The sequence below is a fragment of the Acinetobacter sp. H1(2024) genome, assembly GCF_046557555.1.
GTDB classification, from domain to species: domain Bacteria; phylum Pseudomonadota; class Gammaproteobacteria; order Pseudomonadales; family Moraxellaceae; genus Acinetobacter; species Acinetobacter seifertii.
On sequence record NZ_JBKGFO010000006.1, the window covers coordinates 203,662 to 218,491 of the forward strand.

3 protein-coding genes are annotated in these 14,830 nt (G+C 42.0%); all 3 read left to right on the plus strand.

Features of this window, described 5'->3' with window-relative positions; translation table 11 throughout:
* Positions 1-277 precede the first annotated feature (277 nt).
* Complete coding sequence (locus ACLCEG_RS15970) at positions 278-9,016, plus strand: ESPR-type extended signal peptide-containing protein (protein WP_410568281.1); 8,739 nt, start codon at positions 278-280, stop codon at positions 9,014-9,016.
* A gap of 55 nt (positions 9,017-9,071) precedes the next feature.
* Entirely contained in the window at positions 9,072-9,857 is a 786-nt protein-coding gene (gene tpgA, locus ACLCEG_RS15975) for a trimeric autotransporter adhesin/peptidogylcan-associated protein TpgA (protein ID WP_410568283.1), read from the plus strand.
* Positions 9,858-10,508: 651 nt separating this feature from the next.
* On the plus strand, positions 10,509-14,830 hold a 4,322-nt coding region (locus ACLCEG_RS15980), incomplete at its 3' end, for an ESPR-type extended signal peptide-containing protein (protein ID WP_410568285.1).

Sequence of the window (14,830 nt, forward strand, 5' to 3'; positions counted from 1 at the left end):
TCAATATTTTATTTTTATTATCTTTCTAGCCTAAAAAACACAGAACTTAATTACAAAGTTAAATTTGTAGTAAAAAATCATAATATATTTTTTATATTTATTTGATTATATATTGTTCTTTTTTCTTGTTTTTCATCGCGTTACAGTAAATTTCTGTGATTTACCTCTCATTTTTTCTTTGATATATTTCGCGAAATTTTTCATACCTTTAGTTTTTTGAAACTTTGTGTAGCTTTAGGTAAGTATTGTCTGTTTTTTGTAAAATGCGAGTAAGTATATGAATAAGATATACAAAGTAATTTGGAATGCTTCATTAGGAATTTGGGTTGCTGTTTCAGAAATTGCAAAGGGTCATTCAAAAACTCGTAGTCAAAGAACAAATAATGCTTTGATGCCTTTTACTGAAGCCACCGATTTTCTACAGTCCTCAACTTCAATTAATTTTAAAATTAAACCACTTACTTGGGGCATATTAACTGTACTCGTTCCGTCTATTACTTTTGGTGAAGTTGGAGTGTCAGGAGGTTTTGCTACTGGAAATAATGCCACGGCAATTTCTGCATGTACTGGAACAGGAGTGGGGGGAACTGGAGACCGAGCTACTGCAGGAGGAGAACGTGCATTAGCAATAGGTTGTGGTGCAGTAACAGATTCAGATAGAGATATTGCAATAGGTAGTCAAGCTTCTACTGCAAATCCAGCAAATGCTACAGGAACTTATAATGAGTCGATAGCTATTGGTGCTGAATCTAGAGCAAGTGGATCTCAGGCTCTTGCAATAGGTGGTCAGGCGACAGCAACAGGTAATTCATCTGTAGCGATCGGTGCTGACGATATGGATAAAGTTGCTAGTACAAACCCGCCAGCTTATAACTACACACCAACTGCCGGAGATAACGCTCTATATAATAATACTGCTACAGCGGCTGCATATAAAAATTTGACAGGCGATTACTTGGTTGACTTTGAAAAAACAAATGGCGGTGCATCTGGGATAGGAAATCGTTATACCAGAGTACAAACAGGTGAAGCTGCAGTTGCAGTAGGCCCTAAGGCTACAGCTACTGATTTGGGTACAGCTTTAGGGGCAGTAGCGACGGCTGGGGCACCAATTTCAGTTGCTTTAGGTGTAAAAGCAGAAGCACAAGGGCAAGGCAGTTTATCGATTGGTTCACTGGCTTATACCAAAAATACAGGTGATGTTGCTGTAGGTGTTAACTCCGCTGCTACAGGAGGTGATTCCATTGCAATTGGTGCTGGAAGTGACTTAAAAGGCACAGCCTATGTTCAATCAGGTGCGTCAGCGAGTAAAAAGGGTGCTAGTGCATCTGGAGCAAACTCGATATCAATAGGTACTAACACTGCTGCGACTGGCACAAATGCAGTAGTTGTAGGTACGCAATCAACCGCTTCAAATTTGGCTGTAGCGGTTGGTTCTGTTGCCACAGCTGGAGACCAAAGCGTTTCTATTGGTTCAAATAGTGTGGCTTCCTCTCAAACATCTGTAGCAATTGGTGCAAGAGCACAAGCCTTACAAGCTAACTCTGTTGCTCTAGGTAGTGATTCAGTGTCTGATCGAGCTTCAGGTTCATTCGGATATGACCCTTTAACTGAAACGAGCACTACAAGTACGAATAGTACCTGGAAGGCGACAGATGCTGCTGTTTCAGTTGGAAATGGAACGACACGAACTCGTCAGATTACTAGTGTTGCGGCTGGAACAAATGATACAGATGCAGCCAACGTCGCACAGTTAAAAAAAGCAACTTCTAAAGTTTTAGCCGGAACAGGTACAACTGTTGCTCAGGGAACTGATAGTAACGGTATAACGACTTATACTGTAAATGCGAATACATTTACAGTACGTCAAGGAACAACAAATAAAGCAACTATTGGCGATAGTACCACTGATAAAGTTAGCTTTATCAATGGTAAAAATACTGTTGCTAAAGTAGCGGACGAATTAAATAGCAATACTGATGTTACTTTTGATTTAGCCGATGATATTTCATTAAATAGTGTAACAACTGGTAATACGACCCTGAATAGTTCAGGAGTTACAGTTAATGGTGGAGCGAATGGTCCAGTAAAATTAACAAATACTGGGCTAGATAATGGTGGAAATAAAATCACCAATGTCGCAGCAGGAACAGTTTCTTCTACCTCTACAGATGCAGTGAATGGTAGCCAGTTAAATATCACGAACCAGAATGTAACGACTGCTCAGAACACCGCAAATACAGCGGTGACGAATGCAGCAGCAGCCCAAAATACGGCAAACACGGCAGTCACTAATGCAGCTGCTGCCCAAGCAACAGCAGACAAAGGCTTGAACTTTAGTGTGAATGGCGGTACGGCTGACAATGTGAAGCTGGGTGAAACGGTTAACTTTGCCAATGGCACCAACACCACAGCAGTTTATGACCCTGCCACCAATACCTATAAATACAATGTGAATGACAACATTGCATTAACCAATGCAGGTAGCTTAACAGTAGGAAATACTAAAGTTGATAACAGTGGGCTAAACATTACGGGTGGCCCAAGTGTAACCACAGCAGGGATTAATGCGGGTAATCAGAAAATTACCAATGTTAAAGCAGGCACTAATGCGACTGATGCAGTCAATTTTAGCCAGTTAAATGCAACTAACCAGAATGTAACCACTGCACAAAACACAGCAAATACCGCATTGACCAATGCAGCAGCAGCGCAAGCGACGGCAGATAAAGGCCTGAACTTTAGTGTGAATGGTGGTACAACTGACAACGTGAAGTTAGGTGAAACGGTTAACTTTGCAGATGGGACGAACACAACAGCAGAGTATGACCCAGCAACCAATACCTATAAATACAGTGTCAATGACAACATTGCATTAACCAATACGGGCAGTTTAACGGTCGGTAACACTAAGGTTGATGACAGTGGCTTAACCATTACTGGCGGTCCAAGTGTAACGACTGCAGGTATCAAGGCTGCTAACCAGAAGATTACTAATGTCGCAGCAGGAACCATTTCATCTACATCTACAGATGCAGTAAACGGTAGCCAGTTAAATGCAACCAACCAGAATGTAACGACTGCTCAGAACACCGCAAACACAGCGGTGACGAATGCAGCTGCAGCACAAAATACGGCAAACACGGCAGTCACCAATGCCGCAACAGCCCAAGCGACAGCAGACAAAGGCCTGAACTTTAGTGTGAATGGCGGTACGGCTGACAATGTGAAGCTGGGTGAAACGGTTAACTTTGCAGATGGTACCAACACCACAGCAGTTTATGACCCTGCCACCAATACCTATAAATACAATGTGAATGACAACATTGCATTAACCAATGCAGGTAGCTTAACAGTAGGAAATACTAAAGTTGATAACAGTGGGGTAAACATTACGGGTGGCCCAAGTGTAACCACAGCAGGGATTAATGCGGGTAATCAGAAAATTACCAATGTTAAAGCAGGCACTAATGCGACTGATGCAGTCAATTTTAGCCAGTTAAATGCAACTAACCAGAATGTAACCACTGCACAAAATACAGCAAATACCGCATTGACCAATGCAGCAGCAGCGCAAGCGACGGCAGATAAAGGCCTGAACTTTAGTGTGAATGGTGGTACAACTGACAACGTGAAGTTAGGTGAAACCGTTAACTTTGCAGATGGTATCAACACCACAGCAGAGTATGACCCAGCAACCAATACCTATAAATATAATGTAAATGACAACATTGCATTAACCAATGCGGGTAGCTTAACGGTCGGGAATACCAAGGTTGATAACAGTGGCCTAATCATTACAGGCGGTCCAAGTGTAACAACTGCAGGTATTAATGCAGGCAACCAGAAGATTACTAACGTTGCGGCAGGAACGAATGCAACTGATGCTGTTAATGTAAGCCAGTTGGATGCTATTACTACAGCAGCGAATACTAGAACAGATGCTTTAGGTACCAGTACCGCGAGTAATTTAGGTGGTGGCGCAGTTTATAATCCAGTTACAGGTGCAGTCAGTTCCCCAATTTATACTGTAAATGGCAACAACGTAAATAACGTAGGTGCTGCAATCACTGCATTGGACAAAGGCTGGACATTACAAAGCAATGGTGCCAATGCAGGTGCAGTGAAAGCTGGTGATACCGTGGATGTTGGTACGGTTGCAGGTGAAAGCAATCTGAAAGTAACCAAGACTGGAAACAAGATCCAGTATGGTTTAAACCGTGATCTGAATATTGACAGCGTAACGGCAGGCGACAGCAAGTTAGACACCAATGGTCTTACCATTGCAGGCGGTCCAAGTGTAACAACTGCAGGTATCGATGCTGCTAACCAGAAGATTACTAACGTTGCAGCAGGAACCATTTCATCTACATCAACAGATGCAGTGAATGGTAGTCAGTTAAATGAGACCAACCAGAATGTAACCACTGCCCAGAACACCGCAAACACAGCGGTGACGAATGCTGCTGCAGCTCAAGCGACGGCAGACAAAGGTCTGAACTTTAGTGTGAATGGTGGTACGACTGACAACGTAAAGTTAGGTGAAATTGTTAACTTTGCAGATGGTACCAACACCACAGCAACCTATGATCCGACAACCAATACCTATAAATACAGTGTGAATGACAACATTGCATTAACCAATGCGGGTAGTTTAACAGTTGGGAATAGCAAGGTTGATAACAATGGCCTAACCATTACAGGCGGTCCAAGTGTAACAACTGCTGGCATTAATGCAGGCAACCAGAAGATTACTAACGTTGCAGCAGGGACTATTTCATCTACATCAACAGATGCAGTGAATGGTAGTCAGTTAGATGCGACCAACCAGAATGTAACGACTGCCCAAAATACTGCAAACACAGCGGTGACCAATGCAGCAGCAGCGCAAGCTACGGCAGACAAAGGCCTGAACTTTAGTGTGAATGGTGCTACAGCTAAGAACGTGAAGTTGGGTGAAACGGTTAACTTTGCAGATGGCACCAATACGACAGCAGTGTATGATCCTGCAACCAATACTTATAAATACAGCGTGAATGACAACATTGGTTTAACCAATGCGGGTAGCTTAACCGTTGGCAATACCAAGGTTGATAACAGCGGATTAACCATTACTGGTGGTCCAAGTGTAACAACTGCGGGTATCAATGCTGCTAACCAAAAGATTACTAATGTCGCGGCGGGAACGAATGCAACTGATGCTGTTAATGTAAGCCAATTGGGTGCAGCAACTACAGCAGCGAATACCAAGACAGATGCTTTAGGTATCAGTACTGCGAGTAACTTGGGTGGTGGTGCAGTTTATAATCCGGTGACAGGTGCAGTCAGTTCACCAATTTATACTGTAAATGGCAACAACGTAAATAACGTAGGTGCTGCAATCAGTGCATTGGACAAAGGCTGGACACTACAAAGCAATGGTAGCAATGCAGGTGCAGTGAAAGCTGGTGATACCGTGGACATTGGTACGGTTGCAGGTGAAACCAACCTGAAAGTCACCAAGACTGGAAACAATATCCAGTATGGTTTAAACCGTGATCTTAAGATTGACAGTGTAACGGCAGGTGACAGCAAGTTAGACACCAACGGTTTAACCATTACTGGTGGCCCAAGTGTGACCAAGTCTGGTATTGATGCAGCTAACCAGAAGATTACTAACGTTGCAGCAGGGACTATTTCTGCGAGTTCTACAGATGCAGTAAATGGTAGCCAGTTAAATGCAACCAACCAGAATGTAACCACTGCCCAGAACACTGCAAACACAGCAGTGACGAATGCAGCTGCGGCACAAGCGACGGCAGATAAAGGCCTGAACTTTAGTGTCAATGGTGGTGCGGCTAAGAACGTAAAGTTGGGTCAAACGGTTAACTTTGCAGATGGTACCAACACCACTGCAACGTATGACCCAGCAACCAATACTTATAAATACAGTGTCAATGACAACATTGGTTTAACCAATGCAGGTAGCTTAACCGTTGGCAATACCAAGGTTGATAACAGCGGATTAACGATTACTGGTGGCCCAAGTGTAACGACTGCAGGTATTGATGCGGGCAACCAGAAGATTACCAATGTTGCAGCAGGAACCAATCCGACTGATGCTGTTAATGTAAGCCAATTGGGTGCAGTAACTATAGCAGCAAACACCAAGACAGCTGCTTTAGGTACCAGTACTGCGAGTAACTTGGGTGGTGGCGCAGTTTATAATCCAGTTACAGGCGCAGTCAGTTCACCAATTTATACTGTAAATGGCAACAACGTAAATAACGTGGCTGCTGCAATCAGCGAACTGGATAAAGGCTGGACACTACAAAGCAATGGTAGCAATGCGGGTGCAGTGAAAGCTGGTGATACCGTGGACATTGGTACGGCTACAGGTGAAACCAACCTGAAAGTAACCAAAACTGGAAACAATATCCAGTATGGTTTAAACCGTGATCTGAATATTGACAGTGTAACGGCAGGCGACAGCAAGCTAGACACCAACGGTTTAACCATTACTGGTGGCCCAAGTGTGACCAAGTCTGGCATTAATGCGGCTAACCAGAAAGTGACTAACGTTGCAGCAGGTACTATTTCTGCTACATCAACAGATGCAGTGAATGGTAGCCAGTTAAATGCAACCAACCAGAATGTAACGACTGCCCAGAACACTGCAAACACAGCAGTGACCAATGCAGCAGCAGCACAAGCAACAGCAGATAAAGGCCTGAACTTTAGTGTCAATGGTGGTGCGGTTAAGAATGTGAAGTTGGGTCAAACGGTTAACTTTGCAGATGGTGCCAACACCACTGCAACGTATGATCCGACAACCAATACTTATAAATACAGTGTCAATGACAATATTGCGTTAACCAATGTGGGTAGCTTAACGGTTGGTAATACTAAAGTTGATAACAGTGGTTTAACGGCTGGCAATACTAAGGTTGATAACAGTGGATTAACCATTACTGGTGGCCCAAGTGTAACGTCTGCTGGTATTAATGCAGGCAACCAAAAGATTACCAATGTTGCAGCAGGTATCAATGCAACTGATGCTGTTAATGTAAGCCAATTGGGTGCAGTAACTACAGCAGCGAATACCAAGACAGATGCTTTAGGTACTAGTACCGCGAACAACTTAGGTGGAGGCGCAGTTTATAATCCTGTTACAGGCGCAGTCAGTTCACCAATTTATACTGTAAATGGCAACAACGTAAATAACGTGGGTGCTGCAATCAGTGCATTGGATAAAGGCTGGACACTACAAAGCAATGGTGCCAATGCGGGTGCAGTGAAAGCGGGTGATACCGTGGACATTGGTACGGTTGCAGGTGAAACCAACCTGAAAGTCACCAAAACTGGAAACAAGATTCAGTATGGTTTAAACCGTGACCTGAATGTGGATAGCGTAACGGCAGGCGACAGCAAGCTAGACACTAATGGTTTAACCATTGCTGGCGGTCCAAGTGTAACCCAATCTGGTATTGATGCAGCTAACCAGAAGATTACTAACGTAGCAGCAGGGACTATTTCTGCGACCTCTACAGATGCAGTAAATGGTAGTCAGTTACATACTCTCGATAGTCGTGTAACTAAGAATGGTGATTCTACAGCCAATATTTTTGGTGGTGGTGCCAAAGCTAATCCAGATGGTTCGATTTCTAACCCGACTTATACTGTTGCAGGTACAAGCGCAAACAATGTTGGTGATGCTTTAACAGCACTTGATAAAGCAGTCACTGATGCAGGTACAGCAGCAAATGCGGGCTGGACAGTTTCAGCTAATGGTGATGCAGCGACTGCTAAAAAGATTAAACCAAATGGCAAAGTTAACTTTACAGGTGATGATAACTTAACTGTTGCTCAAAGCAGTGAAACTGATAATGAAGGTAATATCAAAGTTGCGTTGAACAAAAATTTGAAAGTTGATAGCGTCACGACTGGTAATACAGTTATCGATACGACTGGAGTAAAAGTTGGTGATAACGTTCAGTTGGGATCAACAGGTCTAATCATTGCTGGTGGTCCTAGTATCACTGCTTCTGGAATCAATGCAGGCAATAAGGTTATTACCAATGTAGCTGCTGGCGTTAACACGACAGATGCAGTGAACAAAGGCCAACTTGATAGTGCAATCACTAACATTAATAACAATGTTGGTGCTTTGGCTAATAGTGCAGTTCAGTATGACAAAAATGCAGATGGTACAGTCAATAAAGACTCTGTCACTTTAGCAGGTGGTGCTAATGGTACAGCACTTAAGAATGTCGCAAATGGTACTGTAGCAGAAAGTTCTAAAGATGCTGTAAATGGAGGCCAGTTGTGGAGTGTTCAACAACAGGTTGACAAAAATACGGGTGATATCTCGAACCTTCAAAATAACATTAACAATGGTAAAACTGGTCTAGTTCAACAAGCGGATAAAGATGCTGCGATTACTGTTGGTAAAGACACGGGTGGTACACAAGTTAATGTTGCTGGAACAGCAGGTGACCGCACGGTGACTGGCGTTAAAGCGGGTGCAGTGACTGCATCTTCAAAAGATGCAGTAAATGGTTCTCAGCTTAATACCACAAACCAAGCACTTGTAAACTACTTAGGTGGTGGAGCTGGTTATAACAATATTACCGAAAGCTTCTCAAACCCGACCTATAACGTGGCTGATAAGTCCTACAACAATGTCGGTGATGCATTAGGTGCATTAAATCAAGCTGATCAAACATTAAATACCAAAATTGACAATGTGAACAACAAGCTTGAGCAAGCGTTCTATGCAACAAATCAGCGTATCGACAACTTGGAAGAAAAAATGTCTGCGGGTATTGCTGCAAATGCTGCACTTGAAAATGCGCCATTTATTGCAGGGAAAGTTACCATGGCTGTTGGTGCTGCTTACTATAATCAGCAAAATGCTGTAGGTGTGACTTTACGTAAAACAGCTGACAACGGCCGCTGGTCACTTACAACAGGTGCAGCGCTTGGTAGTCAGGGTAGTCCATTAGTTCGTGTTGGCGTAAGTACAGTAATTGACTGAGTGCCTAACTAAGGAGAGTTTATCTCTCCTTTAAAGTAATATTGTGAGTATGAAAATGAAACAAAATATTCAAATTTTGGTAATGGGCATCTTGGTAAGTTTAAGTATTACTGGATTTACGGATACTGACGTAGCAATTCAACGGAATGAGGTAAAATTTCCAGCAATTGAAAAGAGTTATCTTAAACAAATAAAACGTTATGAGTATGACGACGTTGCTCGTTTGGATAAAGGATTGGATAAAAATCAAATTCGAGCTTTACTAGGAAATCCACAATTTAGTGAAGGGGTTTTTGCAGTAAAAGTATGGAATTATGTATTAGATATCCGTGTTCCTAACACAAACCAATATCAACGCTGTCAATTACGCATTGATTTTAATGAAAAATATTTAGCTGAACATTTATCTTGGAAGGGTGAGGTGTGCGAAGGTTTGGTCGCTTGGGGTGAGAATAATCAGTCGCCAGAGCATAGCACTGTAATTGCAGATCGTACAGCGAGTGTCTTATTTGCGTTTGATCGATTTGATGCGAGTGCCATTGAAGATAGTAATGGGAGCATTACCAAAATTGCTGAGCAGATTAAAAAAAGTCAAATAACGAATCCTATTGTTGTTTCAGGCTTTACAGATCGGTTAGGTAAATTTAGCTATAACCAACAATTGTCTTCACAACGTGCTAATACGGTAGCCAAATTATTGGTACAACAAGGCATTGAATCAAGCCGGATACAGATACAGGCGAATAGCCAGACTGATCTATACAAGCAGTGTTCAGGGAAAAATAGCTCGCAACTTATCGAATGTTTAGCGCCAAATAGACGCGTTAATATTATTTGGTAAAACGGTCTGTCACGAAAAAAGTAATCATCCCTAAGATGGTTACTTTTTCGTTTTTAAGGATCAAAAAAATAATTTAAGATATAAGTAAAATTTTGATTAATAATAATTTATTTTATGTTGTTTAGCTCTTTACGTATAAATCTTTCAATCGCTGATTTCTAAAAGCTTATTTTAGTATATTAATACATAAAATTGATTAAATAATAATCAAAAAAATTGCAAATTACTGTGTGTTTAAGCTGATTTTTTTAAGTAGCACGATATTTTTATTTTAAATTTATTCTAATGAAAATTAATTTTATATATTAAATATTAATAACTTAAGTTTAATTAGAACTAATTTCTTAATTTTTGTGAAATATATCTAATAAATCGAAATGACGAAAAATCTTTATTCGTAAAAAAATGTAACAAAGCTAGATTGAAAATAGACCGTTAAGAAAAATTAAAAAATTGATAAATCTGTTATTTTTTAATTAATTTTTGAAATTATTGTCTTTATTGAATTCTAATGTGAATTGTTTTGATTTTAATATTTATAAATGTGATTTACTTCTCAAAATAAAAAAGATATTTTTACAAAAAATAAGCAATTTAAATATTTGATTGCAAATCTTTACAAATGTAAGCGGGAAGTTTACGGGTGGAAATATGAATAAGATATACAAAGTGGTTTGGAATGCTTCTATTGGTACATGGACTGTTGTATCAGAATTAGCTAAAAGCAAAACGAGAACAGGTTCTGTTTCATCCTCCACTGAATCGAGTGGTCAACAAAACGAGATAGTTTCTAGAGAAAAAAGATTTAGACCTAAGGCTCTTGTATTATCTATCATTTCCTGTTTAGCCGTATCACATGTGTGGGCTGACTACACAAACTTGTATGGATCAATTATTGATACAAGTCCAACCATTAGTAATGGTATTGCAATAGGGGCAAATACGGGTACCCCAGCGACTGCAAATGATTCTAACGGATTAGCAGTTGGATCAAGAGCAAATGCTAGCGCAGGAGATTCAACCGCATTAGGAAATTATGTAAATGCGACTGGTGTAAATTCAACAGTAGTTGGTGGACAAGCTAGTGCTGCTGGTGCGCAATCAATTGTAATTCAAAATAACAGTGATGCTGATCTTGTTGCAGAAGGCCTGCCAACGGGGTCTTCTTTTAATGCTATTGATAGTGCTTCTAGTTACAGTGTTGCACTGGGTGCGATGAGCCAAGTCGTTGGTTCAACAGCTGCAATGGCAATAGGAAAAAATGCTCAAGTTAACAGTGGTGCAAATAATGCTACTGCCATTGGTAATACAGCGACTGTAGACACAAATGCAGTTGATGGTGTTGCTATAGGTACTAACAGCTTAACCTCTGCAGCAAATAGTGTAGCTCTCGGGCCAAGATCAACTGCGAATGTAACAAATTCAGTTGCTTTAGGTGCAGGATCAACAACTACGGTACAAAGTGGTAACTCATATATAACGAATGTTGCAGCATCTACGACAAATGGTGTTGTTTCAGTGGGTTCAGCCACAAATACTCGACGTATTCAAAACGTAGCCGATGGTGCTGCCGATTCAGATGCGGTTACGGTTGCTCAGTTAAAGGATGTAAATAATCGTGCTGTAGGTAATACAACAGCATTAGGTGGTGGCGCAGCATATAACACTACAACCCATGTTTATACACCACCAAGTTATACAATAACAAAAACAGATGGAACAACTTATACTCCTGTTAATACCGTGTCTGGTGCACTGACTAATTTAAATAATGAAGTTGTAAAACCTATTACTTTTGCTGGTAATACAGGGAGTTCAGCAAATAATTTAGGTACAACACTTAATATTACTGGAGGAGGTTCAACTGCTGGAACCTATTCTGGAAATAACTTAAAAACGGCTGTGACTGGTAATACAGTTAATATTCAGATGGCTGATGCACCTGTATTTTCTGGTACTGTCACAGCAGGTAACTTAACGACTGGTGGCTCATTAAATGTTACTGGTGCAAGTAACCTAAATGGCGGCGCCAACCTTAATAATCAGAAAATTACCAATTTAGCAGCTGGAACTATTTCTGCGAGTTCTACAGATGCAGTGAATGGTAGCCAATTAAATACCACGAACCAGAATGTAACCACTGCTCAGAACACCGCAAACACAGCGGTAACGAATGCAGCAGCAGCTCAAAATACGGCAAACACGGCAGTGACGAATGCAGCTGCTGCCCAGGCGACAGCAGACAAAGGCCTGAACTTTAGTGCGAATGGCGGTACAGCAGACAACGTGAAGTTAGGTGAAACAGTTAACTTTGCCAATGGCACCAACACCACAGCAGTTTATGACCCTGCAACAAATACCTATAAATACAATGTAAATGACAATATTAGCTTAACGAATGCAGGCAGTTTAACGGTTGGGAATAGCAAAGTTGATAACAGTGGATTGACGATTACAGGTGGTCCAAGTGTCACAACTGCAGGTATTAACGCGGGCAACCAGAAGATTACCAATGTGGCTGCTGGAACTATTTCTGCGAGTTCTACAGACGCAGTGAATGGTAGCCAGTTAAATACCACGAACCAGAATGTAACCACTGCTCAGAACACAGCAAACACAGCGGTAACGAATGCGGCAGCAGCGCAAACTACTGCAAACACAGCAGTCACCAATGCAGCTGCTGCTCAGGCGACAGCGGACAAAGGCCTGAACTTTAGTGTGAATGGCGGTACGGCTGACAATGTGAAGTTAGGTGAAACAGTTAACTTTGCCAATGGCACCAACACCACAGCAGTTTATGACCCTGCCACCAACACCTATAAATACAATGTGAATGACAACATTGCATTGACCAATGCGGGTAGCTTAACAGTTGGGAATAGCAAAGTTGATAACAGTGGTTTGACGATTACAGGTGGTCCAAGTGTCACAACTGCAGGTATTAACGCGGGCAACCAGAAGATTACCAATGTGGCGGCTGGAACTATTTCTGCAAGTTCTACAGACGCAGTGAATGGTAGCCAGTTAAATACCACGAACCAGAATGTAACCACTGCTCAAAATACTGCTAATACAGCGGTAACGAATGCGGCAACAGCACAAACTACTGCAAACACAGCAGTCACCAACGCAGCTACTGCCCAGGCGACGGCAGACAAAGGCTTGAACTTTAGTGTGAATGGCGGTACAGCTGACAATGTGAAGTTAGGTGAAACAGTTAACTTTGCCAATGGTACTAACACCACAGCAGTTTATGACCCAGCAACAAATACCTATAAATACAATGTAAATGACAATATTAGCTTAACGAATGCAGGCAGTTTAACGGTTGGGAATAGCAAGGTTGATAACAGTGGATTAACCATTACTGGTGGTCCAAGTGTAACGACTGCTGGTATTAACGCGGCTAACCAGAAGATTACCAATGTTGCAGCAGGAACCATTTCAGCAAGTTCTACAGATGCAGTAAATGGTAGCCAGTTAAATACCACGAACCAGAATGTAACCACTGCTCAGAACACAGCAAACACAGCGGTAACGAATGCGGCGGCAGCACAAAATACTGCTAATACAGCGGTAACGAATGCAGCTGCAGCACAAACTACTGCAAACACAGCAGTCACCAATGCAGCTGCTGCCCAGGCGACAGCAGACAAAGGCCTGAACTTTAGTGTGAATGGCAGTACGGCTGACAATGTGAAGCTGGGTGAAACGGTTAACTTTGCCAATGGCACCAACACCACAGCAGTATATGACCCAGCAACAAATACCTATAAATACAATGTAAATGACAATATTAGCTTAACGAATGCAGGCAGTTTAACGGTTGGGAATAGCAAAGTTGATAACAGTGGATTGACGATTACAGGTGGTCCAAGTGTCACAACTGCTGGTATTAACGCGGGCAACCAGAAGATTACCAATGTGGCGGCTGGAACTATTTCTGCAAGTTCTACAGACGCAGTGAATGGTAGCCAGTTAAATACCACGAACCAGAATGTAACCACTGCTCAAAATACTGCAAATACAGCGGTAACGAATGCGGCAGCAGCTCAAAATACTGCAAACACGGCAGTTACCAATGCAGCAGCTGCACAAGCAACGGCAGACAAAGGTCTGAACTTTAGTGTCAATGGTGGCACGGCTGACAATGTGAAGTTAGGTGAAACAGTTAACTTTGCCAATGGCACCAACACCACAGCAGTATATGACCCGACAACCAATACCTACAAATACAATGTGAATGACAACATTGCATTAACCAATGCGGGTAGCTTAACGGTAGGCAATAGCAAGGTTGATAACAGTGGTTTAACCATTACTGGCGGCCCAAGTGTAACGACAGCAGGTATTGATGCGGGTAACCAGAAGATTACTAACGTTGCAGCTGGAACTATTTCAGCAAGTTCTACAGATGCAGTGAATGGTAGCCAGTTAAATACTACAAATCAGAATGTAACCACTGCTCAGAACACCGCAAATACAGCAGTAACGAATGCGGCAGCAGCTCAAAATACTGCAAACACGGCAGTTACGAATGCCGCAGCTGCACAAGCAACGGCAGACAAAGGCCTGAACTTTAGTGTCAATGGTGGCACGGCTGACAATGTGAAGTTGGGTGAAACGGTTAACTTTGCAGATGGCACTAACACTACAGCAGTGTATGACCCTGCCACCAATACCTATAAATACAATGTGAATGACAACATTGCATTAACCAATGCGGGTAGCTTAACGGTTGGCAATAGTAAGGTAGATAACAATGGATTAACCATTACTGGTGGTCCAAGTGTAACCACAGCCGGTATTAATGCGGCTAACCAGAAGATTACCAATCTTGCCGCAGGAACTAATTCGACTGATGCTGTCAATGTTAGTCAGCTTGATGCATTAAGCACGTCAAGCAACAACAAGACTGATGCCCTGGGCAACAGCACAGCCAACAATCTGGGTGGTGGATCAAGCTATGACAG